This is a genomic window from Jiangella gansuensis DSM 44835, assembly GCF_000515395.1.
Taxonomy (GTDB): Bacteria; Actinomycetota; Actinomycetes; order Jiangellales; family Jiangellaceae; genus Jiangella; species Jiangella gansuensis.
This window is the reverse complement of record NZ_KI911782.1, coordinates 2,232,883-2,258,361: the sequence shown is the minus strand read 5'-3', so window position 1 is coordinate 2,258,361 and position 25,479 is coordinate 2,232,883. Positions and strand designations below refer to the sequence as shown.

Genomic DNA, 25,479 nt, shown 5'->3' with positions numbered 1-25,479 from the left:
TCGTGGCGGGCCTGGGCCGGTTCGGCAAGTCGCTGGCGCTGGAGTTGATGCGCGACGGCCACACCGAGGTCCTCGGCATCGACAAGGACCCGGAGCGGGTGCAGTCGGCGGCCGGCCGCCTCACCCACGTCGTCGCCGCCGACACGACCAACGACGACGCCATGCGCCAGCTGTCGGTGCACGAGTGCGAACGCGCGGTGGTCGGCATCGGCAGCGACCTGGAGGCGAGCATCCTCACCGCGTCCGTGCTGGTCGAAATGGGCATCCCCACCATCTGGGCGAAGGCGATCAGCCATTCCCACGCGAGGATCCTCAGCCAGATCGGCGTTCACCATGTCGTCCGGCCCGAGCACGACATGGGTGTACGGGTGGCGCACCTCGTACACGGCCGGATGCTCGACTACATCGAGTTCGACGACGGCTTCGCCATGGTCAAGACCTCCCCGCCCCGCGAAGCAGTCGGTAAGCGCCTCGGCGACTCCGCGATCCGCAGCAAGTACGGCGTGACGGTCGTCGCGGTGAAGAAGCCGGGCCAGGGCTTCACTTACGCGACCGCCGACACCGTCGTGGATCCCGGCGACACTCTCATCGCCTCCGGGCTCATCGAGAACACCGAACGCTTCAGCGATCTGACCTGAGCAGACCCCGGGCGGGGGACGACCCCGGCACCTAGGCCTCGGTGGTCCGCGGGCCGAGCCCCAGCCCGTCGCCGTTGCCGGCCGCGGCGCCGCAGCCGCCTTGACCTGCGTATCGTTGTGGACAGTCCGACGGTTCCTTCCCCCCAGCATCGGCCGTGGCGGCGCACGTCCGACCACACCCCGCGAGGAGTAGTCCGTGACCGACCAGCCCAGCGTCCTGTTCGTCTGTGTCCACAACGCCGGCCGCTCGCAGATGGCCGCCGCGTTCCTCAACCACCTGTCCGGCGGCAGCGTCGAGGTCCGCTCGGCCGGATCCGAACCCGCCGACCAGGTCAACCCGGTTGCCGTCGAAGCGATGGCCGAAGTCGGCATCGACATCACTGCCGAACGGCCGAAGATCCTCACCGACCAAGCCGTCCAGGACTCCGACGTCGTCATCACCATGGGCTGCGGCGACGCCTGCCCCTTCTACCCCGGCAAGCGCTACGAGGACTGGAAACTCGACGACCCCGCCGGCCAGGGCATCGACGCGGTCCGCGCCATCCGCGACGACATCCGCGGCCGCGTCGAGGCACTCATCGCCGACCTGACCGCCCCGTCGTATGAGAGCTGACGAGATCAGGTCCAGGTGAGCCCGGACCGGGACGCCCAGTAGCTCCGCGGCTCCTCGGCCAGACCGGCCGGCAGCTCCACCGCGGTGGCGACGTCCCGGGCGCCGAGGTTGCTGTGCAGCTGGTCGACGGTGGCGGCACCGCTGAGCGCGACGTCGACGAACGGCTGGTGCAGGACGGCGGCCAGCGCCAGCGCGTCGGTCGCGAGCCCGGCGGTGCGGGCGGCGTCCTGGAGCCGGGTGACGTCGCCGCGGTCGGTGAGCCGGCCGTTGGCGACGGTCTCCTTGACGACGACGAACCACCCGGCCTCGTGGACGCGGGCCAGCGCCGCACCGGCCGACGGTTCGAGCACGTTCCAGGTGGCCTGGACCGCGCGGAACGGCGCGGCGCCGGCCGCCGTCAGGGCGAGCGCTCGGTCCAGCACGGCCGCCTGCTCCGGCCCGCTGGCGGAGAACCCCACCCGCACGCCGTCGGCGGCCAGCACGGCCAGCCGCCGCAGCAGCTCGGAGTCATCGAGGGCAGGGCTGTCGGCGGTCAGGCTGTGCACCAGGTAGACGTCCGGCGGGCCGCCGAGCGCGTCCAGCGTCTCCTGCCACTGCCGCTCGAAGGTGGCGATGGAATGGTCCTTGACCTCGTGCACGTCGGCATCGACGCGCCAGTCCGCGGTGTACGTGTAGCCCCATTTGGAGCCGATGGTCAGCTCCGCGCGCCGCCCCGGATGCGCGGTCAGCCACTCCCCCAGGAACCGCTCGGCCAGCCCGTACGACCGGGCCGCGTCGACGTAGCGCACCCCCGCCGCCCAGGCGGCGTCGAGCAGGTCGTGCGTGCGCCGGCGAAGGTCGTCGACACTCGCGCCGTCCGCGAAGTCGCGGCCGTGCCCGACGGTCAGATACCCCGGCCGGCCGACGGCGGCCAACCCCAGCCCGACGCCCCGCACGGCCAGTGGATCACGCTGCGTCGTCATCGCGACCAGCCTAGCGGCGCGGCCTCACCGACTGGATCGCGGGCCGCGCCAGGCTTTTGCTCGCTCCTACAGGCAGGTAGGCCTGGTGGAGCGGGAGAACGCCTGGTGCCGCGTAGGCGCCGTCAGCGGGCCTGCGGTAGCCTCACCGACCCACGGCGCGGCGCGGCCGCGGACGGCGGCGGCACGACCGGGCCGATATCGCCGTCTGGTGCCTCGTCGAGGTCGACGATGACGGGTGCGTGGTCGCTGGGCCCGGTGCCCTTGCGGGCGTGGCGGTCGACCCAGGCCGCCGCGACCCGCTCGGCCACCGGAGTGCCGGCCAGCACGAGGTCGATGCGCATGCCGAGGTCCTTGTGGAACATGCCGGCCCGGTAGTCCCAGTAGGTGAACACCCGCTCGGCGGGCCAACGGTCGCGCACGACGTCGTGCAGGCCGGCCGACTGCAGTTCGGCCAGCGCCTCGCGCTCCGGTGGCGTGACGTGGGTCTGGCCGATGTAGGCGTCGGGGTCGAAGACGTCGGCGTCCGTGGGTGCGATGTTCATGTCGCCGCACACCATGACCGCGTCCGGGCCGGCCTCGACCTCGGCCCGCAGCGCCGCCAGCCAGGTCAGCTTGTAGTGGTAGTGCTCGGAGCCCGGCTCGCGGCCGTTGGGCACGTACACCGAGTGCACCCGCACGCCACCGCAGGTGGCCGAGACCGCGCGCGCCTCCGGGTGCGGGAAGCCGGGACCACCCGGCAGGCCGGAGACGACGTCGTCGAGCCCCACCCGCGACAGGATGGCCACCCCGTTCCAGCGTGCCTCGCCGTGGGCGGCGACCTGATAGCCGCGCTCCTCGAGCTCAGCGCCGAGCAGGCCGGCGAAGAGGTCGTCGGCGAGCTTGGTCTCCTGCAGGCACACGACATCGGGACGGCGCTGGTCCAGCCACGGCAGCAGGCGGGGCAGGCGTTGCTTGACCGAGTTGACGTTCCACGTGGCGACCCTCACCGCACCTACCGTAGCCGCGCCCACCGACAGCGGCACACCGGCTCCCGACGGCGGCGGCACCGAGCGCCGCAAGCCCGCCCGAAACACGGCACCTTTCGCGCCCTGACCTGCGGATTCTACTCCCGGCAGGCGCACCGGACAAGACTGTCGGTGACCGGCCGGTTCGGGTTAGATTGCCGAAGGCCGGGGGGCACTGCACCTGTCGACCGGGAGAATCGAGGCCGCCCATGGAGCGCACGACATCTCTCCAGCACATCGTCACGTTCTGCGGCAACTGCGACTGCGGCTGCCCGGAGCTCTTCCTCAACCTCAACGCGCCGCCCGAGCGCCGCGTCGTCATCACCGACGACTTCGGCCAGCGCATCCAGATCAGCCTCGCGCAGCTGCGAGTGATCGTGGAGTCGGCCAAGGACGGCATGCTCGACGAGGTGCTGCAGCCGGCCAACGCCTGAGCGACGCCCCGGCGGGGCCGTCAGCAGGCGTTCTCCTGCTTCACCAGGCAAGCATTCCTGGTGAAGCAGGAGCACCCCAACGCCACGTGATCATTTGGGGCGGGGTCAGTGGTAGGCCGGAGCCACCTTGCCGACCGCGTCGCCGATGCGGTGCACGCGCATCGCGTTGGTGGAACCGGGGATCCCGGGCGGCGAGCCGGCCACGATGACCACCAGGTCGCCGCGGCGGCAGCGCTCCTGCTCCAGCAGCATCCGGTCGACCTGCTTGACCATTTCGTCGGTGTGGTCGACGTGGTCGGCGGTGAACGCCTCGATGCCCCACGACAGCGCCAGCTGGTGCCGAGTAGCGGTCAGCGGGCTGAACGCCAGCAGCGGGATGCCGGGACGCAGCCGGGCCATCCGGCGCGCGGAGTCGCCGCTCTGGGTGAACGCCACCAGGTACTTGGCGCCCAGCAGGCTGCCGGTCTCGACCGCGGCCTTGGTGATGGCGCCGCCCTTGGTGCGCGGCTGGGTGCCCAGCGGCGGGATCCGCTCCAGGCCGTGGTCCTCGACGGCCTCGACGATGCGGGCCATGGTGGTGACCGTCTCGATCGGATACGCACCGACACTGGTCTCGCCCGAGAGCATGACCGCGTCGGCGCCGTCGAGTACCGCGTTGGCGACGTCGGAGGTCTCCGCACGCGTCGGCCGCGGGTTGGTGATCATCGAGTCGAGCATCTGGGTGGCCACGATGACCGGCTTGGCGCGGCGCCGGCACAGCTCGACGGCGCGCTTCTGTACCAGCGGGACGTCCCACAGCGGCAGCTCGACGCCGAGGTCGCCGCGGGCGACCATGACGCCGTCGAACGCGTCGACGATCTCGGCGAGGTTCTCGACCGCCTGCGGCTTCTCCACCTTCGCGATGACCGGGAGCCGCACGCCCTCCTCGGCCATGATGCGGTGGACGTCCTCGACGTCGGAGGCCGAGCGCACGAACGACAACGCGATCATGTCCGCGCCGATGCGCAGACCCCAGCGCAGGTCCTCGATGTCCTTCTCCGACATCGCCGGGACGCTGACAGCCGTGCCGGGCAGGTTGAGGCCCTTGTGGTTGGAGACCCGGCCGCCGATGACCACCTTCGTGACGACGTCGGTTTCGGTGACGTCGGTGACCTCCAGCATGAGCCGGCCGTCGTCGACCAGCACGGTGTCACCGGGGGTCACGTCGCCCGGCAGGCCCTTGTAGGTGGTGGAGGCCCGCTCGGACGTGCCGTCGACGTCGTCGACGGTGATGACGAACGTCTGGCCGACCTCGATCTCGACGGACCCCTCGGCGAACGTGCCCAGGCGGATCTTGGGACCCTGCAGGTCGACCAGGACACCCACGTTGCGCTCGGCCTCGGTGGCCGCCTTGCGCACTCGCAGATATCGCTCCTCGTGTTCGGCATGGCTGCCGTGGCTGAGGTTGAACCGGGCGACGTCCATGCCGACGTCGATCAGTTCCCGCAGCCGCTCCGGGGAGTCGGTCGCTGGACCAAGGGTGCAAACTATCTTCGCTCTACGCACGTCCGCCAACACTATCTCTCTGGACCGTCACACCGCGAGCGGACGGTCGGTGGGCGAGACCGGAGCCGGCAGTCGGTCGACGCCGGTGAGCTTGCGGTCGACCGCGGCGGCAGCGGCGCGGCCCTCCGCGATGGCCCACACGATCAGCGACTGACCGCGACCGGCGTCCCCGGCCACGAACACGCCGGGCACGGTGGTCTCGTAGGAATCGTCACGCACGATGTTGCCACGCCCGTCAAGGTCGACGCCCAGCTGCTCGATGAGGGCCGAACGCTCCGGGCCGACGAAGCCCATGGCCAGCAGCACCAGGTCGGCCGGCAGCTCGCGCTCGGAACCGGGGACCGGCTCGAACCCGCCGGACTCGGCGCGCCGCACCTCGACCAGCCGCAGGGCGCGCACCCGGCCGTCGACACCGACGAACTCCTGGGTGGAGACCGCGTAGACCCGCTCGCCGCCCTCTTCGTGGGCGCTGGACGTACGCAGCATCAGCGGCCAGGTCGGCCACGGCGTCGACGCGTGCCGGGTACCGGGCGGCTCCGGCATGATCTCCAGCTGGGTGACCGACGCGGCGCCCTGCCGGTGCGCGGTGCCAAGGCAGTCTGCGCCGGTGTCGCCGCCGCCGATGATGACGACGTGCTTGCCGGTCGCGGTGATCTGGCCGGGCACCGTCTCGCCGAGCGAGCTGCGGTTGGCCTGCGGCAGGTACTCCATGGCCTGATGGACACCGTCGAGCTCGCGCCCCGGGACGGGCAGGTCGCGCCACGCCGTCGCGCCGGTGGCCAGCACGACGGCGTCGTAGCGGGAGCGCAGCTCCTGGCCGGTGATGGCACCGCCGACGTCCACCCCGGTGCGGAAGATGGTGCCCTCGGCCCGCATCTGGTCCAGCCGGCGATCCAGGTGCCGCTTCTCCATCTTGAACTCGGGGATGCCGTAACGCAGCAGGCCCCCGGCTCGGTCGGCCCGCTCGTAGACGGCCACCGTGTGACCGGCCCGGGTCAGCTGCTGGGCCACGGCCAGGCCGGCCGGCCCGGACCCGACGACCGCGACCGTGCGGTCGGTCAGCCGCTCCGGCGGTGCCGGCACCACCCAGCCCTCGTCGAAGGCCTTGTCGATGATGGCGACCTCGACGTTCTTGATGGTGACGGCGTCGTCGGCAATGGCCACGACACACGCGGCCTCGCACGGCGCCGGGCAGAGCCGGCCGGTGAACTCCGGGAAGTTGTTCGTGGCGTGCAGCCGCTCCGCTGCCACCTTCCAGTCGTCACGCCAGACCAGGTCGTTCCACTCCGGGATGAGGTTGCCCAGCGGGCAGCCCTGGTGGCAGAACGGGATGCCGCAGTCCATGCAGCGGCCGGCCTGCTCGGTGATGATGGGCAACAAGGCCCGGCCGATACCCGGTTCCGGGTAGACCTCTTTCCAGTCCTTGAGCCGCACGTCGACCGGCCGCGCCTGCGCGCCCTGGCGCGGGGTCTTCAGGAAGCCTCGTGGGTCAGCCATTCGCCGCCTCCATGATCGCGACGTCGACGTCGCGTCCATCGCGCTCGGCGGCGGCCTTGGCGGCGAGCACTCGCTTGTAGTCCTTGGGCATGATCAGGGTGAAGCGGGCCTGGTTGACGGCCCATTCGGCCAGCAGCGCCTCGGCCACGGCCGAGCCGGTCTCGTTGCGGTACTTCTCGATGATCCCCCGCAGCTGCTGGAGCTGCTCGGCATCGGGCACGTCGACGTCCACCATCTCCGGGTTCACCAGGCTGGTGTCGAGGTCGAGCACGTAGGCCGTGCCGCCGGACATGCCGGCGGCGATGTTGCGGCCGGTACGGCCGAGGATCACCGCGACGCCACCGGTCATGTACTCGCAGGCGTGGTCGCCGACGCCCTCGACGACCGCGGTGACACCGGAGTTGCGGACACAGAACCGCTCGCCGACGACGCCGCGGACGAACAGCTCACCACCGGTGGCGCCGTAGGCGGCGACGTTGCCGGCGATGATGTTCTCCTCCGCGACGAACCGGGCCGAGCGGTCCGGACGCACCACGACCCGCCCGCCCGAGAGCCCCTTGGCCAGGTAGTCGTTGACGTCGCCCTCCAGCCGCAGCGTCACGCCGGGCGGCAGGAACGCGCCGAACGACTGCCCGGCCGAGCCGGTCAGCGTCACGTCGATGGTGTCGTCGGGCAGGCCGGCACCGCCGGTGCGCTTGGTGACCTCGTGGCCGAGCATGGTGCCGACGGTGCGGTTGACGTTGCGTACCTCCAGCTGGATGCGGACCGGCTCGCCGTGGTCGAGGGCGTCCGTGGCCAGCGCGATGAGCTGGTTGTCCAGCGCCTTCTCCAGGCCGTGGTCCTGGCTGACCACCTGCCGGCGGGCGGCGTCGGCGGGCAGCTGCGGCACGTGCAGGATGGGCGAGAGATCCAGGCCGGCGGCCTTCCAGTGGTCGACCGCGGCCGTGGTGTCGAGCATCTCGGCGTGCCCGATGGCCTCGTCGAGGCTACGGAAACCCAGCTGCGCGAGGTACTCGCGCACCTCCTCGGCGACGTACTCGAAGAAGTTGACCACGAACTCCGGCCGGCCCGTGAACTTCTTGCGCAGCTCCGGGTTCTGGGTGGCCACGCCGACCGGGCAGGTGTCGAGGTGGCACACACGCATCATGATGCAGCCGGACACCACCAGCGGCGCCGTCGCGAACCCGTACTCCTCGGCACCCAGCAGGGCGGCGACGACGACGTCGCGGCCGGTCTTGAGCTGGCCGTCGGTCTGCACGACGATACGGTCGCGCAGGCCGTTGAGCAGCAGCGTCTGCTGGGTCTCGGCCAGGCCCAGCTCCCACGGGCCGCCGGCGTGCTTGAGGCTGGTCAGCGGCGCCGCGCCGGTGCCGCCGTCGTGGCCGGAGATGAGCACCACGTCGGCATGCGCCTTCGAGACACCCGCCGCGACCGTGCCGACGCCGACCTCGGCCACCAGCTTCACGTGGATGCGTGCGGCCGGGTTGGCGTTCTTGAGGTCGTGGATGAGCTGCTTGAGGTCCTCGATCGAGTAGATGTCGTGGTGCGGCGGCGGCGAGATGAGACCGACACCCGGGGTGGAGTGCCGAGTACGCGCCACCCACGGGTACACCTTGTGCCCCGGCAGCTGGCCGCCCTCACCGGGCTTCGCGCCCTGCGCCATCTTGATCTGGATGTCGTCGGCGTTGGACAGGTAGTCCGACGTCACCCCGAACCGGCCACTGGCCACCTGCTTGATCGCGCTGCGCCGCTCCGGGTCGTACAGCCGGTCGGCGTCCTCGCCGCCTTCGCCGGTGTTCGACTTCCCGCCGAGCCGGTTCATGGCGATGGCGAGGGTCTCGTGCGCCTCCTTGCTGATGGAGCCGTACGACATGGCGCCGGTGGAGAACCTGCGCACGATGGACGACACCGGCTCGACCTCGTCCAGTGGGACGGGCGGACGCTCGCCGGTCCTGAAGGCGAACAGGCCGCGCAGCGTCATCAGCCGCCGGGACTGCTCGTCGACGCGCTGCGTGTACTGCTTGAACACGTCGTAGCGGCCGGCCCGGGTGGAGTGCTGCAGGCGGAACACGGCCTCGGGGTCGAACAGATGCGGCTCGCCCTCGCGGCGCCACTGGTACTCGCCGCCGATCTCCAGCCGGCGGTGCCGGGTGGCCGTGCCGCCGCGCGGATAGGCCTGCACGTGCCGGCGGCGGACCTCCTCGGCCAGGACGTCGAGCCCGACGCCTCCCAGCCGCGAGGTGGTGCCGGTGAAGTAGCGGTCGACGACGTCCGACGACAGCCCGAGCGCCTCGAAGATCTGCGCGCCGGTGTACGAGGCCACCGTCGAGACACCCATCTTGCTCATGACCTTGAGCACGCCCTTGCCGAGGGCCTTGATGAGGTTGGCGACGGCCTTCTCCGGCGTCACACCCGGCAGCAGCGTTCCCTGCCGGACGAGGTCCTCGACGCTCTCCATGGCCAGGTACGGGTTGACCGCACCCGCGCCGTACCCGATGAGCAGCGCGACATGGTGCACCTCGCGCACGTCACCGGCCTCGATGACCAGGCCGACCTTGGTGCGGTTCTTCTCCCGGATGAGGTGGTGGTGCACCGCCGACGTCAGCAGCAGCGACGGGATCGGCGCCAGCGTGGTGTCGGAGTTGCGGTCGGACAGCACCACGATGCGCGCGCCGGACTCGATGGCCTTCGACACCTCGATGCAGATCTCGTCCAACCGCCGCGCCAGTGCCGCTCCCCCGCCCGCCACGTCGTACAGGCCGCGCACCACGTGGGTGGCGTACCCGGGCAGGTTGCCGTCGCGGTTGACGTGGATGATCTTGGCGAGCTGGTCGTTGTCGATGACCGGGAACGGCAGCACCAACTGCCGGCACGACGCCGGACCCGGGTCGAGCAGGTTGCCCTCCGGGCCGATGGTGCCGGCCAGCGACGTCACCAGCTCCTCGCGGATGGCGTCCAGCGGCGGGTTCGTGACCTGCGCGAACAGCTGTGAGAAGTAGTCGAACAACAGCCGCGGCCGGGTGGACAGCGCCGCGATGGGGGTGTCGGTGCCCATGGAGCCGATCGGCTCGGCACCGGTCTTCGCCATCGGCGCGAGCAGCAGCCGCAGCTCCTCCTCGGTGTAGCCGAAGGTCTGCTGCCGCCGGGTGACGCTGGCGTGCGTGTGCACGACGTGCTCGCGCTCGGGCAGGTCGTCGAGCCGGATGAGACCGGCGTGCAGCCACTCACCGTAGGGGTGCTCGGCGGCGAGGTCGTCCATGACCTCGTCGTCGTCCATGACCCGGTGCCCGGCGACATCGACCAGGAACATCCGCCCCGGCTCGAGCCGGCCCTTGCGCACGACCTTCTCCGGCTCGATGTCGAGGACCCCGGCCTCGGACGCGAGCACCACCAGGCCGTCGTCGGTGATCCAGTACCGGCCCGGACGCAGGCCGTTGCGGTCGAGCACCGCACCGACCAGGCTGCCGTCGGTGAAGACGACCGCCGCCGGGCCGTCCCACGGTTCCATGATGGTGCTGTGGAACTCGAAGAAGTCGCGCCGGGCCGCGGAGATGCCCTGATGGTTCTCCCACGCCTCCGGGATCATCATGCGCACCGCGTGCGGCAGGCTCCGCCCACCGAGGTGCAGCAGCTCCAGCACCTCGTCGAAACTGGCGGAGTCGCTGCCGTCGGGCGCGACCACCGGGTACAGGCGAGCGAGGTCGCCACCGATGACCTCACTGGCCAGCTGCGACTCACGGGCCCGCATCCAGTTGCGGTTGCCCTGCACGGTGTTGATCTCGCCGTTGTGTGCGACGAACCGGTACGGGTGCGCCAGCGGCCAGCTCGGGAACGTGTTGGTGGAGAACCGCGAGTGCACGACGGCGATGGCCGACGCCAGGCGGTCGTCCGACAGGTCCGGGAAGAACGGCTCCAGCTGACCCGTCGTGAGCATGCCCTTGTAGACGATGGTGCGTGACGACAGGCTCGGGAAGTACGCCTCGGTGGTGCGCTCGAGCCGCTTGCGCAGCGCGAACGCCTTCCGGTCCAGGTCGATGCCGCTGATCGCGCCGGCCTCGGCGGAGGACACGAACAGCTGGCGGATGCGCGGCAGCGTCGAACGCGCCGTGGCACCCAGCAGGCTCGGCGTGGTGGGCACCTCGCGCCACCCCAGGACCGACAGACCCTCCTCGGCCGCGATGCGGTTGGTGGCCGCGGTGATCTCGGCCGCCAGAACGTCGTCGTCGGGCACGAAGGCCAGGCCGGTGGCGTAGTGACCGGGCTCCGGCAGCTCGACACCGGCGACGGCGCGGAAGAACGCGTCCGGCACCTGCAGCAGGATGCCGGCGCCATCGCCAGAATCCGGCTCGGCGCCCGAGGCGCCGCGGTGATCGAGGTTGCTCAGAGCGGTCAACCCGTGGTCGACGATCGCGCGGCTGGGAACGCCGTCGAGCGTCGCCACGAAGGCGACACCACAGGCGTCGTGTTCGAACCGCGGGTCGTACAGGCCCTCGGGGTCAGGCATGAGGCGCATGGCACTCCCGTCGTCGAGACTGGCGGCGGGGCAGGGACGACGATGGCCCGTGCTTTGAGTTTCGTGGAGATTACAACACTTCGAGCAGTACGTGTTGTCGCGTCTCTCCATGATAAATCCGGCCGGGGCTTCGTTGACCCATCGATGAACGCCGTTGATCACCGGTTTCTTCGCCATCGGCCCGCACCGGCCGTAGATCGTGAGGCGCACGGTCTGTCGGACCGTCACACATACGTTGACATCCACGCATCGTGCGACGCCGGTAACGTGTTCGCAACGCTGCGAGTCGCATCTGTGTGGATCATTCCCGCACCCGGTCCCGAGCTTCGTGTGCTGCGAGGTCTGGGTGGCGGGCGGGCGTCGTTCGGACGCTGACGATCCCGGCCTCGAAGGCCCGGTCGGCTTCGTGGGCCGGGTTTGCTTCGTGAGCCTGCGTAACGTCCTGGCCGTGGGTGTCGATTCTCGGCCCGGATCGGCGCTTCGGCGTTACCCAGACCCAGGACGTTACCCAGAGCCAGGAGGGTGAGTCCACCCCGACGCCGGGTCGGTCAGCCCCGGTCGTCCCGGGACGGTGTGCCGTCCGTGCTGCCCTCATCGGCCGTGGTCGCCTTCTTGGCCGTGGCCGACTTCTTGGCCGTGGCCGACTTCTTGGCCGTGGTCGCCTTCTTGGCCGTGGTCGCCTTCTTGGCCGTGGTCGCCTTCTTGGCCGTGGTCGCCTTCTTGGCCGTGGTCGCCTTCTTGGCCGGCGTCGCCTTGGCGGCGGTCGTCTTGGCTGCCGGGCTGGCGGCCTTCGTCGCCTCGGCCGGGTCCGGGTCGGGCGTGTCGGTACTGGCGGAGGTGGCCGGCGTGGTCGTCGTGGACGCTGTCGGCACGACCTTCTTCGCCGCGCTCGTGCGCGCGGTGTCCTCGGGCTTCGCGTCCTCGGGCTTCGCGTCCTCGGGCTTCGCGTCCTCGGCGTTCACGGGCTCGGCTTTCGCGTCCTCGCCCGGCTTCGCGGCGGCGGCGTTCACGTCCTCGGGCTTCGCGTCCTCGGAGGTCGAGTCGCGGGACTTCACGCCGTCGCCGTCATCGTCGTCGGGGAGGCTGAAGGCGGCGTCGTCGTCCCCGCTCCTGCCCTTCGCATCGTCGCCGTCGGCGAACGGGTCGTACTGGTCGTAGAAGCCGCGCAGTTCCTCGGGGTCCTCACGTCCGGGGTGCCGGCGCGACGACCAGATGAAGAACGCGACAGCGGCCAGGAAGATGACCACGGTGACCCACAGGTTGATGCGGACGCCGAAGATCTCGTTGGCCGGGTCGATCCGCAGGTACTCCCAGAACCCGCGTCCGAGTGTGTAGCCGGCCACGTACAGGGCGAACACCCGGCCGTGACCCAGCCGGAACCGCTTGTCGGCCCACATCAGCAGAAGCGCGACCGCCACCGCCCACAGCGACTCGTACAGGAACGTGGGGTGGAAGGTCTCGACGTCGGCGTAGCCGGCCGGCCGGTGGGCCGGGTCGATCTCGAGGCCCCACGGGAGGTCGGTGGGCTTGCCGAACAGTTCCTGGTTGAACCAGTTGCCCCACCGGCCGACGGCCTGGGCGAGCAGGATGCCGGGGGCGAGGGCGTCGGCCATGGCGGCGAACGGCACGCCGCGGCGGCGGCAGGCGATCCAGACACCCAGGCCGCCGAGCGCGACGCCGCCCCAGATACCCAGCCCGCCTTCCCAGATCTTCAGCGCCTGCCAGGGGTCGCGGCCCTCGCGGAAGTACAGGTGGTTGTCGGTGATGACGTGGTACAGCCGGGCGCCGACGATGCCGAAGGGCACCGCCCAGACCGCGATGTCGGCGACGACGCCCGGTTCGCCGCCGCGCGCGAGCCAGCGCCGGTTGCCCAGCCAGATGGCCAGCACGATGCCGGCCATGATGCACAGCGCGTACGCCCGCAGCTCGAACCCGCCGATGTTCCAGGAGCCGTCGGCGGGGCTCGGGATGGACGCGGGCAGCACGGCCGTCGTGATCACAGGCGAACCGTATCGGATGGTGCGAACCGGTGGGCCATGGCGGTCTGCCGGGCCTTACTCGGTCGCGTCGGGCGCCGGGGTCTCGCCCGGGGCCGGCGTCTCGCCCGCCGGTGCGGTGGCGCCGTCGGTCGGCGCCGGGGTCTCGGCCGTGCCGCCGGTGGCGGCAGCCGTCACCGCCGCCTGCAGGCCCTCCGGGGTCCACGACGTGGAGTCCAGGAGCTCGCCGTTGACGAACACCGTCGGGGTGCCGGTCACCTCGAAGTCGCGGGCACCGGCCTCGACGTTGCTGGACCAGTCGTCGTAGGTGTCGTCGCGAACGCACGACTCGTAGTCGCCGCCGATGCCGACCTGCTCGCCGAGGTCGACCAGGGAGCCGGTGGACCACTGGGTGCCCTGGGAGGCGAAGGCGGCGCTGATGAACTCGTCGGCCATGTCCTCGTCGGCGGCGCAGGCGAACGCGTTGTTGGCCCGGCTGGAGTACACGCCGCCGGTGTAGGTCAGCGGGTGGTAGGCGATGTTCGCCTGGCCGGAGGAGACCATCTCCTCGATGACCGTGCCGTTGGCGGCTTCGAAGTCCGCGCAGTGCGGGCAGAGGAAGTCCATCCAGTAGTCGATGGTGACCGGCGCGTCCGGCTGGCCGACCAGGATGCCCTGCGCGTCGTCGGCCACCTCGAGGCCGCTCCCGGCACCCGCCGCCGCCGGAACGGCCACCGGGCCGTCGTCCCCGCCTCGACTGAACGCTACCGCCACCGCGATGATCGCGACGGCGGCCACGACGGCCACGGCCACGCCGTAGCGCATCATCCGCTCACGACGGCGTTCCTGGCGGGCCTGCTCCTCGCGCATCGCCTTGATGCGTTCGCGTGCCTCGGCCTTCTTGCTGCTCATCGGTGGGCTTCCTTCGAGACGGATCGGATCACGGGAAAGGGACGACGGTACAACTTCTTTGAACCCTGCAGGAGTTCCGCATTCCTACTGTGACGTAGGCGTAGCCTCCTGGATCGCGGCGCGGAACTCGTCGGCGCTCAGGCCGGCCGGGTCCTCCAGCTCATCGCCGCTGATCAGGACGGTCGGGGTGGACTCGTGTCCGGCATCGCGGAACTCCTCCAGCACCTGCTCGCCCCAGTCGGCGTAGGTGCCGTCGCGGACACAGGACTCGAACTCCGGATCGTCCAGGCCGACGGCCTCGCCGGCCGCGACCAGGTCGTCCTCGGTGTAGCCGCCGGAGTTCTCCGGTGGCTGGTTCGCGAACAGCTCGGTCAGGTACCCGACCGGCCGGCCGGCGTCGACGGCGCAGCCGAACGCGTTGGTGGCGCGGTCGGACTCGTCGCCGAGGAACGCTGCCGGGTGGTACGCGACGCGCGCGGTGCCGTCGGCTACGACGTCCTCGAGCACCGGTCCGTTCTCGGCCTCGAACTCGCCGCAGAACGGGCATTGGAAGTCGAACCAGTAGTCGACGGTGACGGGCGCGTTCTCGTCGCCGACCATGACGCCGGCGGCGGTGGCACCGGACGGGACGGCGCCGGTGCCTTCGGGGCCGTCGTCGCGGACCAGGAACACCACCAGGCCGACCACGGCCACCAGTACCACCGCGGAGATGCCGAAGCGCAGGATGCGTTCCCGGCGCCGCTCGAGCCGGGCCCGCTCCTCCGCCTCCGCGCGCAGTCGCGCGGCGCGCTCCCGCGCCTGTTCCTTCTTGCTGGCCATCAACGACCGCCGGGCACCACGGGGTTCACCGCCGACGCACTCCCTCGGCGAGTTCGCCGGCCAGCTCCGCCACCGCCGCGACACCGGCGGCGTCGTCGGGCGCCTCGAGCAGCCGCCGCACGAACGCGGACCCGGCGACGACACCGTCGGCGAACCCGGCGATCTCGGCGGCCTGGCCGGCGTTCGACACGCCCAGCCCGACCGCGACCGGCAGGTCGGTGGCCGCCTTGGTGCGTGACACCAGCGCGGCGGCGGCATCGCCGACCTGGTCGCGGGTGCCGGTGACGCCCATGACGGAGGTGGCGTAGACGAAGCCGCGGCAGGCGGCCGTGGTCATGGCGATGCGGGCGTCGGTGGACGACGGCGCCACCAGGAACACGGTGTCGAGGCCGTGCTCGCGGGCGGCCGGGATCCAGGTGTCGTCGGCGTCCGGGGTGAGGTCCGGGGTGATGACGCCGGCGCCACCGGCCGCGGCGAGGTCGCGGGCGAACGCCGCCGCGCCGTAGCGGTCCAGCGGGTTCCAGTACGACATGACGACGGCCGGCGCGCCGGTGGCGGCGACCGCCTCGACCACCCGCAGCACGTCTGTCGTCGTGGTGCCGGCCCGCAGCGCGCTGTCGACCGCAGTCTGGATGACCGGCCCATCGATGAGCGGGTCGCTGTAGGGCAGTCCGACCTCGACGACGTCGACGCCGGCCTGGATCATCGCCTTGAGCGCCGCGATGGACCCTTCAACGCTCGGGTAACCGGCCGGCAGGTAACCGACCAGCGCGGCCCGGCCTTCGGCGCGTGCCTTCTCGAAGGCGACCGACGTGGTCATGCTGGTTCCCCTCCTGACGCCTCGCGGCTGGCCACCGTCGCGACGTCGCCGGCCTCGTCCATGATGCCGAACCACTTCGCGGCGGTGTCGACGTCCTTGTCGCCGCGGCCGGAGAGATTCACGACGATGACGGCGTCCGGCCCCAGCCGCTCCCCCAGCCGGCGGGCACCGGCCAGCGCGTGCGAGCTCTCGATGGCCGGGATGATCCCCTCGGTCCGGCACAGCAGCCGGAACGCCTCCATCGCTTCGGCGTCGTCGACCGGCTCGTAGACGGCGCGGCCGGCGTCCTTGAGCCACGAGTGCTCCGGCCCGACGCCCGGATAGTCCAGGCCGGCGGAGATGGAGTGCGACTCGATGGTCTGCCCCATGTCGTCCTGCAGCAGGTACGAGCGCGCCCCGTGCAGCACGCCCGGGCTGCCGGCGGTGATGGTGGCCGCGTGCCGGCCGGTCGCGACGCCGTCGCCGCCGGCCTCGAAGCCGTAGAGGGCGACGTCGGCGTCGTCGATGAACGCGTGGAAGATGCCGATGGCGTTGGAGCCACCTCCAACACAGGCGGCGACGGCGTCGGGCAGCCGGCCGGTGAGGTCGAGGACCTGCTGGCGCGCTTCGACACCGATGATGCGCTGCAGGTCGCGCACGAGCGTCGGGAACGGGTGCGGGCCGGCGACTGTGCCGAACACGTAGTTGGTGGTCTCGACGTTGGTGACCCAGTCGCGCAGCGCCTCGTTGATGGCGTCCTTGAGGGTGCGCGAGCCGGTGCTCACCGGCACGACCGTGGCGCCGAGCAGTTGCATCCGGGCGACGTTGAGCGCCTGCCGCCGAGTGTCCTCCTCGCCCATGTAGATGACGCACTCCAGGCCCATCAGCGCCGCGGCGGTGGCGGTGGCGACGCCGTGCTGGCCGGCGCCGGTCTCGGCGATGACCCGCTGCTTGCCGATGCGCTTGGTCAGCAGCGCCTGCCCCAGCACGTTGTTGATCTTGTGGGATCCGGTGTGGTTGAGGTCCTCGCGCTTGAGCAGGACGCGCGCGCCGGCCGCGGCCTCCGCACTGAACCGCTTCGCCTCGGTGAGCGGCGTGGGGCGGCCGCTGTACGTGGTGAGCAGATGGTCGAGCTCGGCGGTGAAAGTCGGATCCTGAGCGGCGGCCGTGTACTCACGGTCCAGCTCGTCCAGCGCCGCGACCAGGGCCTCGGGGACGTACCGCCCCCCGTACGGTCCGAAGCGGCCAGGACGGTCAGCGGCCAGGACATGCCCGCCGCCGGGTGTGGTGTCCACCCGAGAAGCTCCTCGATGTCGTGCAGGGATGGCTGACGTGACGGAAGCGCCCATGCGCCGTCACCGTGACGGTATCGCAGCCGCCCGCCCGCGCAGGAATCGCGCCCGGATTCGCCGAATCGCTTGACGCTGGGTCAACGCCGTCGTTAATTTCCCCGGATCTCATGTTACTCACGCGTAACAGTCCTCTCGTCACCGTCGACTCGAAAGAGGCAGCCGCCTATGTCCGTCCCCAGCCGCGACCTCGGACGTCGCGCTTTCCTCGCCCGGATGGGGGTGCTCGGCGCGGTCGCGGCGTCGGGCGGCATCCTCGGCACGGTGCTGCCGCGGACGACCCCGGCCTCAGCGTCGGGCATCGCCGACCTCGGCCTCTCTCCGCTGCTCCAGTTGCTGCGGCCGGTCCTCGCCGAGTTGTCCCGCGACACGTTGAACGGCCTGGTGGTCATGGTCTGCCCCGGCCCGGACGCGTACTCGGCCGCCCAGGGCACGCCGCGTGACGAGCCGGGCGCGATCGAGGCGCATGGCACCGACTTCATGATCGAGGCCCTGGACGGGTTCGTTCCGTTCCCCGACCAGCTCGCGACCCCGCTGGCGGCGGCGCTGGCCACCGCCGTCGACGACGTCGGGCTGCCGTTGCCGCCGGGACTGCTGCCGCCGCTGTTCGGACCGGTGTGGACGCTGGACCGGGTCCTGCTGGAACTGCTCGAGAACGACGAGACGCTGCCGTTGTCGCTGGTGGTGGCGCTGCTGCTGAACGTGCTGGCGACCCAGGTGAACCCGCTGGCGGTGTCCGGGCCGTTCCTGTCCCCGTTCGCCCGGCTCAGCCTCGAGGAGAAGTGCCGGGCGTTCGAACTGCTGGAGGGCCCCGACGCCGACCTGGTGGCACTGTTGGACGGCCAGCTGCCGGAGCCGCTGAAGAGCTCGATCTCCGGGCTGCTGCGGTTCCTGGCCGGTGCGCTGCTGGAGTTCTCCGCGTTCGGTTCGTACAACGAGTGGGGCGCCTACGACCCGGCGTCGCGCACTCTCACGGCGCGGCCGGTCGGCTGGGAGCTGTCCGGCTACCAGCCCGACGGCGTCGTCGACGGCTGGGCCGACCTCATCGGCTACTACCAGGACCGGACCGAGGTGGACGCCTGATGCGCGACGTCATCGTGATCGGCGCGGGCGGCGGCGGGCCCGTCGTCGCCAAGGAGCTGGCCGCCCGCGGCCTGGACGTGCTGGTGCTGGAGGCCGGGCCACGGCACGCCGACCCGCAGCGCGAGTGGACCCACTACGAGAACGACGCCAACAACCCGCTGACCGGGTTCCTCCGGTTCGGCCCTGCCGACCGCGGCGCGCCGGCCTGGTACCGGGAGACTCCGCAGAACTCGTTCATCTGGCAGCTGTCCGGCGTCGGCGGCACCACCCAGCACTACTTCGGCAACTGCCCGCGCGCCTACCCGGGCGTGTTCAGCGGCTACGACGGACCGGACCGCGACGCCTACGACACCGCGCACCTGTTCCCGTTCACGTACGAGGAGCTGGTGCCGTACTTCGAGTGGGTGGAGGCGACGCTGCCGGTGCAGACCGCCGCCATGGGCACCAAGGAGCAGGTGTTCTTCCGCGGCTGCGAAGGCGTCGGGCTGCCGGTCCAGACGTCGAAGACGACGACGGAGGACTCCTTCCGGCCGCAGCAGAACGCGATCCTGCAGCCCGGCGGGTGGGCCGGCAAGGTCACCGGCCGCGACGACCCGCGGCTGCGCTTTCCCGAGGCCACCGGCTGCACGTTCTGCGGCTACTGCATGCAGGGCTGCTCCAAGCCGGCCGGCGCCCCGCGAAACTTGGCCGCCAAGCGCTCCACCGACAACAGCTACGTGCCGATGGCCCTCACCGCGAACGCCTGGGCTCCGGGTGGCCGGGCCGCCGAGCTGATCGCCGACGCCGTCGTCACCCGCATCCACACGTCCGACCGCGGCGGCACCGTCGAGGCCTCCGGAGTGACGTGGCGCGTGGGCGCGACGGGTGAGACCCACCGGGAGGACGCCCGCGTCGTCGTCCTGGCCGCCGGCTGCACCGAGAGCCCGCGGCTGTGGCTGAACAGCGGGCTGCCCAACCCCAACGACTGGGTCGGCCGCGGCTACACCGACCACTTCTTCGACTGGGTCATCGGCCTGTTCGACGAGGACACCGGGTCCAGCCGGGGCGCGGCGTCCGCGGCCCGGGCGGACTTCCCCGGCCGCGGCGGCATGGAGAACGTCGGGCTGACCCCGGGCCTGCAGCAGTTCGCCGCCGTCTTCTCCGACAGCGGCATCCGTGGCCACTACGGCAACGGCCGCGGCCCCACCGGCCCCTGGGACGGCGCGGCCGGCCGGATGATCGGCCCGGAGCTCAAGGACGCCCTGATGAACGGCGTCGACCGGCTGCTCAACATCCTGGTGATCACTGACGACGACGTCGAGGCGCAGAACCGCGTCACGCTGTCGGCGCTGCCGGCCGACGAGCACGGACCGGTGCCGAAGGTCCGCTTCCACCAGCGATCCCGGTCGGCGCGGACCCTGCGCAACCGGGAGTGGGTCACGGCTCGGGCCGCCGAGACGCTGCGCGCGGCCGGCGCCACGAAGGTGGTCCGGGTCGACTGGCCGCCGCTGCTGCTGCACGTGCAGTCGTCGATGCGGATGGGCACGTCCGAGGCCGACTCGGTGCTGGACGCGAACGCGGAGGCGCGCTGGGTCAAGCGGCTGTTCGTGGCCGACAACTCGGCGCTGGCGAACTCGCTGGGCGGCCCGAACCCGACGCTGACGTCGCAGGCGCTGGCGACCCGGACCGCGGAGAAGATCTTCGCGACGTACTTCGGCGGCGACCCGTGGGTGGCCACGGAGTCGCCGGTGGTGTCGACCGACGCCCGGGTGACCGAGGGCCTGCGCGAGCGTGGCCTGGCCTGACGCGGCTGGGTTCGGCCCGCCCGCGGGGCCGGCGGCTATTGCAGACCAGGGGCCAGCGGGCCGCGTCAGTTCTGCCGGGTACCGCGGTTCAGCGCCGGGTGGGCGCCGGCGGCGACCAGGTCGGCGACGGCGGCCCGCGGGTCCCTGCCGGTGACCAGCGACTCGCCGACCAGCACGGCGTCGGCGCCGGTGCGGGCGAGTTCGATGACGTCGCGCGGTGCCTTGACCCCGGACTCGGCGATCTTCACGACCCCGTCGGGCACCACGGGTGCCAGCCGCTCGAACGTCGTGGTGTCGACCTCGAGGGTCTTGAGGTCGCGCGCGTTGATGCCGATGAGCTTCGCACCGGCGTCGGCGGCACGGCGCACCTCGTCGGCGGTGTGCGCCTCGACCAGCGGCGTCAGACCGATCGACTCGGCCCGCTCGACCAGGCTGACCAGCGCGATCTGCTCCAACGCGGCGACGATGAGCAGCGCGAGGTCGGCACCGTAGGCACGCGCCTCCCACAGCTGGTAGCTGGTGACGATGAAGTCCTTGCGCAGCACCGGGGCGTCGACGGCGGCCCGCACGGCCCGCAGGTCGTCGAGCGTGCCGCCGAATCGGCGCTGCTCGGTGAGCACGCTGATGGCGGCGGCGCCACCGGACTCGTAGTCGCCGGCGAGGGCGGCGGGATCGGAGATCTCGGCCAGGGAACCCCGGGACGGGCTCGACCGTTTCACTTCCGCGATGACCGATACGCCGGGAGAACGGAGCAAGGGCAGCGGATCACGAGCTGGCGGCTGCTTGGCCGCCATGGCCTTGAGCTCGTCGAGGGGAACTTGAGTCTCCCGCTCGGCGAGGTCAGCGCGCACACCCTCGATGATCTCTTCGAGAACGCTCATCTCCGCCCCTCGCCGACGCCCTGCGCCGGATCGGTCGACCCGGCCGCACCAGACTAGCCACGCGCTCTCGCGCGCTTCGACGTGCCCCCGATGTTGTCACCCGGACACGCCTCCCGTCACGTCGTCGTGACCGGTTCGAGCGTGTATCCGACGCCGCGGACCGACCGGAGACGCACGACGTCGCCGAGCTTGCCGCGCAGCGACGCGATGTGGACGTCCACCGTCCGCGACCCGATCGGCACCGGGTAGCCCAGCGCCTGACACATCAGCTCGTCGCGACTGCATACCCGGCCCGGCCGCTTCAGCAGGTGCGCCAGGACGGCCGCTTCCAGCGGCGTGAGCACGACCTGGCGGCCGTCGGGCAGAACCGCCTCGCGGCTCGCGAGGTCGAGCGTCACCCCGGCGGCAGCGACGGACGGCGGGCCTGTGGCGGCCCGGTCCGTCTGTGCTCTGCCGGGGTGGCTGGCCATGGCCTACCCGCTGGTCTCCTCGGCCGCGGCGGGCCGCCGGGTGGCCTGCGGGTCGCGCTGCCCGAGGCCCATCATCTGCATGACCTTGCCCACGATGCCGCCGACGACCACGAGCCCGACGCCGCCGAACCAGAACAGTGGCCAGTTCAACAGGATGACCGCGATGGCCCCGACCACGAAGCCGGCCAGGATCAGGATGACCGTGGTCCAGGCGGCTGGGGTGTGGCCGTGCTCGTTGTGCGCCATTCCGCGTCGTCTCCTTACGTCCGTTCGCTGCCAGGACCCATTCTGCCGGATCGCCGCCGCCGGCGCGTCGCCCCGTCGCCAACGCGGGTCGGGATGGTGGCTAGGTGGGGTCGTCGCCGCGGTCGAGGGCGTCCCAGGTGTCGCGGCTGGACGCGCCGCCCTCACCGTCGGCGGTGTCACGGCGCGCCGGGCGCTCGTATTTCGCGCCCATACCCGGCCAGCCGGGCCCCCGCACCGCCGTCAGCACGCCCGCCGTCAGCACCATGACTCCGGCCACCAGAACCGCGATCCCCCAGGCCGGGGAGGTCGTCACGTCGGTGACCGGCCCGGCAGTACCCGGCGAGTCGCCCATCCAGGTCTCGATGCGGTCGGCCAGGTCGAGGACCGCCAGAAGAGCCGACACCACGAGCGTCACGCCCAGGACGGCCAGCACCGCGCCGACGATTTGCCGCCCGATCCGCCGCACCGCCGGCACCGCCACGACCGCGGCGACGGCCACCAGCGAGACCGCCGGCGCGTAGGGCAGCAGGTCGCTGCCCGACACGGTGGTCACGGTGGTCGACAGCGACGACGGCTGGCGCGCGGAGCCCCACGGCCGGGAGGAGGCGGCGAGACCGAGCAACCCGCCGGCCGCCAGCAGCGCCAATGTCAGCAGGTACTCGCGCCGGGATGCGTTCACGGCCGGGGCCGGGAATCCACCGGCCGCATGGTCTCGGCGACGGCGATGGCCCGCAGTGCGGCGGCCGCCTTGTTGCGCGACTCCGTCCATTCCGCCTCGGGGTCGGAGTCGGCGACGATGCCGCCGCCGGCCTGCACGTAGGCGATGCCGTCGCGGATCAGCGCGGTGCGGATGGCGATGGCGACGTCGAGGTCTCCGGCGAAGTCGAGGTAGCCGACGACCCCGCCGTAGACACCGCGCCGGGTGGGCTCGAGGTCGTCGATGATCTCCATCGCCCGGACCTTCGGCGCGCCGGACAGCGTCCCGGCCGGGAAGCAGGCGGCCAGCACGTCCAGCGCCTCGCGGTCCGGCCGCAGCCGGCCGACGACGGTGGACTCGATGTGCATGACGTGGCTGTAGCGGCGCACCGTCATGAAGTCGACCACCTCGACGGTGCCGGGCGTGCAGACGCGGCCGAGGTCGTTACGGGAGAGGTCGACCAGCATCAGGTGCTCGGCCCGCTCCTTCGGGTCCGCCAGCAGTTCGTCGGCCAGCGCGGCGTCGGCCTCGGGGGTCTCACCGCGCCAGCGGGTCCCGGCGATGGGGTGCGTCATGACGCGGTCGCCGTGGACCTTGACCAGCGCTTCCGGACTCGACCCGACGACGGAGAAGGCGCCATCGTCGTCGCCGTCGGGGCCGGGCAGCCGCACCAGGTACATGTACGGGCTGGGGTTGTCGCGGCGCAGCACCCGGTAGACGTCCAGCGGGTCGGCGTGGGTGCGGGTCTGGAACCGCTGCGACACGACGACCTGGAAGGCCTCGCCGGCGCGGATCTCCTCCTTGGCCTTCTCGACCGCGGCGAGGAAGTCGCCCTTCTCGGTGCGGCTCTCGTGCCGCGGCGGGGCCGTGGGGTCGTACGACGCCACCGACGACGGCGTCGGCCGGGCCAGCTCGGCGGTCATCCGGTCCAGCCGGGCGACCGCGTCGGCCCACGCCTCGTCGACCCGTTCGTCGCTGTCGTCCCAGTTGACGGCGTTGGCGACCAGCAGGATGGTGCCGTCGTCGTGGTCGAGGACCGCGAGGTCGGTAGCGAGCAGGAACGCCAGGTCCGGCACGTGAAGGTCGTCGACGGTGCTCCCGGGCAACCGCTCCAGCCGGCGGACGGCGTCGTACGCGACGTACCCGACCAGCCCGCCGGTGAGTGGCGGCAGGCCGGGCAGCCGTGCGCTGCGCAGTACCGCGAGAGTGCCGCGCAGCGCGTCCCAGGGGTCGCCGCCGGACGGCAGGCCCACCGGCGGCGTACCGTGCCAGACCGCCTCGCCGTCGCGCTCGGACAGCACCGCGGCGGACTGCGCGCCCACGAACGAGTACCGCGACCAGACCCCGCCGTGCTCGGCCGACTCCAGCAGGAACGTGCCGGGGCGGTCGGCGGCGAGCTTGCGATAGACGCCGACCGGGGTCTCGCCGTCGGCCAGCAGCCGGCGCACCACCGGGATGACCCGGCGCTCCTTGGCCAGCACCCGGAACGCGTCGAGGTCCGGTGTCGCCTGCCCCTCCGGCAGCTGCGGCGTCATGCCGGCGATCCCACGACGGCGTCGAGCCGGCCGTCGTCGAAACAGGTCCGGGTGCCGGTGTGGCAGGCCGGGCCCTCCTGGTCGACGCGGAGCAGGAGGGTGTCGCCGTCGCAGTCCAGGCGCACCTCGCGCACCCACTGCCGGTTTCCGGACGTCTCGCCCTTCACCCAGTACTGCTGGCGACTGCGGCTGAAGTACGTGGCCCGGCCGGTGGTGAGGGTGCGGTGCAGCGCCTCTGTATCCATCCAGGCGAGCATGAGAACCTCGCCGCTGTCGTACTGCTGGACGACGGCGGGTAGCAGGCCGTCGTCGGTGAGGGTGAGCCGCGCGGCTACGGTGGGATCCAGACCGGGCATCCACCCATTGTCGCCGACGCCGGGCCGCCGCCGTGCCGGAGGCCAGGATCGGCGGTTCGCATCGTGGACGTCCGGGTGACCTACTAGGGTGCCGTGGTTGGGTACATCAGGGCGCCCCAGGCACAGATTCGTCAGTGAGGAGCAGGTCTCGTGGCTCGCACCGTCCGCGTCGCGGCGGCGACCTTCGCGGTGGCCGCGACGGTTCTGCTCGGGGCGTGTTCCGACGACGGGCCCCAGCGCGACGAGGCCGGCAACGTCACCGAGGCCGCCGAGGGCGCCGATGTCTTCGAGGTGCGCGTCGGCGACTGCCTGGGTGATTTCGACGACTCCGGGCAGGTCACGGAGGTGTCGCTGACCCCCTGCGACGACGAGCACGGGCAGCAGGCCTACGCCGCCACCGAGCTGCCGGACGGCGACTTCCCCGACGAAGACGCCTTCCGGGCCGAGGCCGGCGAGGTCTGCGTCACCGAGTTCGAGACGTTCGTCGGCCTGCCCTACGCGGAGTCCGAGCTCGACTACACCTGGCTGCAGCCCACCGAGGAATCGTGGGAGCAGGGCGACCGTGAACTGGTCTGCCTCGTATACGACCCCGCCGGGCCGGTCACCGGCTCGCTCGAAGGGGCCGGGCGCTGATCCCGTGCTCCACCCCCAGCTCCGCCATCCACGGGTACCGACAGGTGCCGGATGCGCGGTCGGTAAGACGCCGCTCAGCAGCGGTACGCACCACACCGCCGGACAGCGGTGGGTTCATTTCCAAGGGAGACAATGATCGTGAAGCTCACGATTCGCACCACCGTCGCGGCGCTCGCAGCGGTGACCGCGCTCAGCCTGAGCGCATGTGGGGACGATTCCGACGACAACGCCGGCGGCGACGACGCCACGGCCACGGAGACGTCCGGCGGTGAGGAGACCGAGGGCGGCTCGGAGGAGCCGACCGAGGACGAGGGCGCCGGGGGCGAGACCCAGGACGTGTTCGATGTCGGCCTCGGCGACTGCATCAGCAACTTCAACGCCGAAGAGCAGATCAGCGAGCTGACGGTCATTCCGTGCGAGGAGGAGCACGACCAGGAGGTCTTCGCGGTCTTCGAGGTCCCGGACGGCGAGTTCCCCGGCTCCGACGCGTTCGAGGAGCAGGTGGCCACCGAGTGCGTGGCCGAGTTCGAGACCTTCGTCGGTCTCACCTACGACGAGTCCGTCCTGGAGATCCAGTGGCTCGAGCCGACCGAGGACTCGTGGGCGCAGGGCGACCGCGAGCTGGTCTGCACGGTGCTCGACCCGGAGGGCCCGGTGACGGGCACCCTCGAGGGCGCCAACCGCTGACCCTCACCGCGTGATCGACCCAGGCGCCGCAACCCCTACGGTGGTT

At 71.6% G+C, this 25,479-nt stretch carries 23 protein-coding genes; 7 read left to right on the top strand and 16 right to left on the bottom strand.

The window, feature by feature from the left end; genetic code table 11:
- Positions 1-2 precede the first annotated feature (2 nt).
- Positions 3-638 carry a potassium channel family protein gene (locus JIAGA_RS0110865; protein WP_035812407.1) on the top strand — a complete coding sequence of 212 codons (636 nt, stop codon included), beginning with the start codon at positions 3-5 and terminating at the stop codon, positions 636-638.
- 196 nt (positions 639-834) lie between these two features.
- Positions 835-1,251, top strand: a complete 417-nt coding sequence (locus JIAGA_RS0110860; protein WP_026875674.1) for an arsenate reductase ArsC — start codon at positions 835-837, stop codon at positions 1,249-1,251.
- A 5-nt stretch (positions 1,252-1,256) separates the two neighbouring features.
- Here JIAGA_RS0110860 and JIAGA_RS0110855 read toward each other — a convergent pair whose 3' ends face one another.
- Together JIAGA_RS0110855 and JIAGA_RS0110850 are read right to left on the bottom strand one after the other, a co-directional pair.
- Positions 1,257-2,213 (bottom strand): aldo/keto reductase, encoded by a 957-nt coding sequence (locus JIAGA_RS0110855; protein WP_051425959.1) that lies wholly within the window; start codon positions 2,211-2,213, stop codon positions 1,257-1,259.
- Between the two features lie 122 nt (positions 2,214-2,335).
- Positions 2,336-3,199 carry an exodeoxyribonuclease III gene (locus JIAGA_RS0110850; RefSeq protein WP_026875672.1) on the bottom strand — a complete coding sequence of 288 codons (864 nt, stop codon included), beginning with the start codon at positions 3,197-3,199 and terminating at the stop codon, positions 2,336-2,338.
- A gap of 227 nt (positions 3,200-3,426) precedes the next feature.
- Here JIAGA_RS0110850 and JIAGA_RS0110845 point away from each other — a divergent pair, with 227 nt between their 5' ends.
- On the top strand, positions 3,427-3,651 hold the full coding sequence (locus tag JIAGA_RS0110845) for a P-loop NTPase family protein (protein ID WP_026875671.1): 225 nt from the start codon (positions 3,427-3,429) through the stop codon (positions 3,649-3,651).
- A gap of 105 nt (positions 3,652-3,756) precedes the next feature.
- Here the strand turns inward: JIAGA_RS0110845 and pyk are convergent, their stop codons facing one another.
- From pyk to trpB, 8 genes are all read right to left on the bottom strand, one after another.
- Positions 3,757-5,196: a pyruvate kinase gene (gene pyk, locus JIAGA_RS0110840; protein ID WP_026875670.1), complete on the bottom strand. Its 1,440-nt coding sequence runs from the start codon at positions 5,194-5,196 to the stop codon at positions 3,757-3,759.
- 27 nt (positions 5,197-5,223) lie between these two features.
- Positions 5,224-6,693, bottom strand: coding sequence for a glutamate synthase subunit beta (locus JIAGA_RS0110835; RefSeq protein WP_026875669.1), 1,470 nt, complete (start codon positions 6,691-6,693; stop codon positions 5,224-5,226).
- Positions 6,686-11,206: a glutamate synthase large subunit gene (gltB, locus tag JIAGA_RS0110830; protein WP_026875668.1), complete on the bottom strand. Its 4,521-nt coding sequence runs from the start codon at positions 11,204-11,206 to the stop codon at positions 6,686-6,688. Before gltB ends, JIAGA_RS0110835 begins: the two co-directional genes overlap by 8 nt.
- Positions 11,207-11,754: 548 nt before the next feature.
- Positions 11,755-13,206, bottom strand: coding sequence for a prolipoprotein diacylglyceryl transferase (lgt, locus tag JIAGA_RS29065; protein ID WP_245597158.1), 1,452 nt, complete (start codon positions 13,204-13,206; stop codon positions 11,755-11,757).
- A 54-nt stretch (positions 13,207-13,260) separates the two neighbouring features.
- Positions 13,261-14,094, bottom strand: coding sequence for a DsbA family protein (locus JIAGA_RS29060; RefSeq protein WP_051425958.1), 834 nt, complete (start codon positions 14,092-14,094; stop codon positions 13,261-13,263).
- 84 nt (positions 14,095-14,178) lie between these two features.
- Positions 14,179-14,913 carry a DsbA family protein gene (locus tag JIAGA_RS29055; RefSeq protein WP_157552985.1) on the bottom strand — a complete coding sequence of 245 codons (735 nt, stop codon included), beginning with the start codon at positions 14,911-14,913 and terminating at the stop codon, positions 14,179-14,181.
- 25 nt (positions 14,914-14,938) lie between these two features.
- Positions 14,939-15,733 carry a tryptophan synthase subunit alpha gene (gene trpA / locus JIAGA_RS0110810; protein WP_026875667.1) on the bottom strand — a complete coding sequence of 265 codons (795 nt, stop codon included), beginning with the start codon at positions 15,731-15,733 and terminating at the stop codon, positions 14,939-14,941.
- A complete protein-coding gene (gene trpB, locus JIAGA_RS29050; protein ID WP_245597157.1) occupies positions 15,730-17,007 on the bottom strand; it encodes a tryptophan synthase subunit beta in 1,278 nt (425 codons plus the stop codon). The genes trpA and trpB overlap by 4 nt, the downstream gene beginning before the upstream one ends.
- Before the next feature lie 222 nt (positions 17,008-17,229).
- Between trpB and JIAGA_RS0110800 the strand changes: the two genes are divergently transcribed.
- Positions 17,230-18,144 (top strand): hypothetical protein, encoded by a 915-nt coding sequence (locus JIAGA_RS0110800; RefSeq protein WP_026875666.1) that lies wholly within the window; start codon positions 17,230-17,232, stop codon positions 18,142-18,144.
- Positions 18,144-19,928, top strand: coding sequence for a GMC family oxidoreductase N-terminal domain-containing protein (locus JIAGA_RS0110795; protein ID WP_026875665.1), 1,785 nt, complete (start codon positions 18,144-18,146; stop codon positions 19,926-19,928). The genes JIAGA_RS0110800 and JIAGA_RS0110795 overlap by 1 nt, the downstream gene beginning before the upstream one ends.
- 65 nt (positions 19,929-19,993) lie before the next feature.
- On the opposite strand, the gene trpC is transcribed toward JIAGA_RS0110795, so the two are convergent.
- The 6 genes from trpC to hisI all read right to left on the bottom strand — a co-directional run bounded on the left by trpC (position 19,994) and on the right by hisI (position 24,113).
- Complete coding sequence (trpC, locus tag JIAGA_RS0110790) at positions 19,994-20,809, bottom strand: indole-3-glycerol phosphate synthase TrpC (protein ID WP_026875664.1); 816 nt, start codon at positions 20,807-20,809, stop codon at positions 19,994-19,996.
- A gap of 116 nt (positions 20,810-20,925) precedes the next feature.
- Positions 20,926-21,279 (bottom strand): winged helix-turn-helix domain-containing protein, encoded by a 354-nt coding sequence (locus tag JIAGA_RS29045; RefSeq protein WP_051425956.1) that lies wholly within the window; start codon positions 21,277-21,279, stop codon positions 20,926-20,928.
- A gap of 3 nt (positions 21,280-21,282) precedes the next feature.
- Complete coding sequence (locus JIAGA_RS0110780; protein WP_026875663.1) at positions 21,283-21,525, bottom strand: HGxxPAAW family protein; 243 nt, start codon at positions 21,523-21,525, stop codon at positions 21,283-21,285.
- Between the two features lie 100 nt (positions 21,526-21,625).
- Positions 21,626-22,204, bottom strand: coding sequence for a Trp biosynthesis-associated membrane protein (locus JIAGA_RS29040; RefSeq protein ID WP_035812404.1), 579 nt, complete (start codon positions 22,202-22,204; stop codon positions 21,626-21,628).
- Entirely contained in the window at positions 22,201-23,757 is a 1,557-nt protein-coding gene (locus tag JIAGA_RS29035; protein ID WP_035812402.1) for an anthranilate synthase component I, read from the bottom strand. The genes JIAGA_RS29040 and JIAGA_RS29035 overlap by 4 nt, the downstream gene beginning before the upstream one ends.
- Entirely contained in the window at positions 23,754-24,113 is a 360-nt protein-coding gene (gene hisI, locus JIAGA_RS0110765; RefSeq protein WP_026875662.1) for a phosphoribosyl-AMP cyclohydrolase, read from the bottom strand. Before hisI ends, JIAGA_RS29035 begins: the two co-directional genes overlap by 4 nt.
- Before the next feature lie 150 nt (positions 24,114-24,263).
- Between hisI and JIAGA_RS29030 the strand changes: the two genes are divergently transcribed.
- Together JIAGA_RS29030 and JIAGA_RS33030 are read left to right on the top strand one after the other, a co-directional pair.
- On the top strand, positions 24,264-24,746 hold the full coding sequence (locus JIAGA_RS29030; RefSeq protein ID WP_051425955.1) for a septum formation family protein: 483 nt from the start codon (positions 24,264-24,266) through the stop codon (positions 24,744-24,746).
- A 138-nt stretch (positions 24,747-24,884) separates the two neighbouring features.
- Positions 24,885-25,433 (top strand): septum formation family protein, encoded by a 549-nt coding sequence (locus JIAGA_RS33030; RefSeq protein WP_169738855.1) that lies wholly within the window; start codon positions 24,885-24,887, stop codon positions 25,431-25,433.
- Positions 25,434-25,479 lie beyond the last annotated feature (46 nt).

Excerpts from the sequence above, each read along its gene's own strand:
- JIAGA_RS0110855 (WP_051425959.1), bottom strand. The coding sequence starts at position 2,213 with ATGACGACGCAGCGTGATCCACTGGCCGTGCGGGGCGTCGGGCTGGGG.
- JIAGA_RS0110845 (WP_026875671.1), top strand. The coding sequence starts at position 3,427 with ATGGAGCGCACGACATCTCTCCAGCACATCGTCACGTTCTGCGGCAAC.
- JIAGA_RS0110835 (WP_026875669.1), bottom strand. The coding sequence starts at position 6,693 with ATGGCTGACCCACGAGGCTTCCTGAAGACCCCGCGCCAGGGCGCGCAG.
- gltB (WP_026875668.1), bottom strand. The coding sequence starts at position 11,206 with ATGCGCCTCATGCCTGACCCCGAGGGCCTGTACGACCCGCGGTTCGAA.
- JIAGA_RS29060 (WP_051425958.1), bottom strand. The coding sequence starts at position 14,094 with ATGAGCAGCAAGAAGGCCGAGGCACGCGAACGCATCAAGGCGATGCGC.
- JIAGA_RS29055 (WP_157552985.1), bottom strand. The coding sequence starts at position 14,913 with ATGGCCAGCAAGAAGGAACAGGCGCGGGAGCGCGCCGCGCGACTGCGC.
- trpA (WP_026875667.1), bottom strand. The coding sequence starts at position 15,733 with ATGACCACGTCGGTCGCCTTCGAGAAGGCACGCGCCGAAGGCCGGGCC.
- JIAGA_RS0110800 (WP_026875666.1), top strand. The coding sequence starts at position 17,230 with ATGTCCGTCCCCAGCCGCGACCTCGGACGTCGCGCTTTCCTCGCCCGG.
- JIAGA_RS0110795 (WP_026875665.1), top strand. The coding sequence starts at position 18,144 with ATGCGCGACGTCATCGTGATCGGCGCGGGCGGCGGCGGGCCCGTCGTC.
- trpC (WP_026875664.1), bottom strand. The coding sequence starts at position 20,809 with ATGAGCGTTCTCGAAGAGATCATCGAGGGTGTGCGCGCTGACCTCGCC.
- JIAGA_RS29045 (WP_051425956.1), bottom strand. The coding sequence starts at position 21,279 with ATGGCCAGCCACCCCGGCAGAGCACAGACGGACCGGGCCGCCACAGGC.
- JIAGA_RS0110780 (WP_026875663.1), bottom strand. The coding sequence starts at position 21,525 with ATGGCGCACAACGAGCACGGCCACACCCCAGCCGCCTGGACCACGGTC.
- JIAGA_RS29035 (WP_035812402.1), bottom strand. The coding sequence starts at position 23,757 with ATGACGCCGCAGCTGCCGGAGGGGCAGGCGACACCGGACCTCGACGCG.
- hisI (WP_026875662.1), bottom strand. The coding sequence starts at position 24,113 with ATGCCCGGTCTGGATCCCACCGTAGCCGCGCGGCTCACCCTCACCGAC.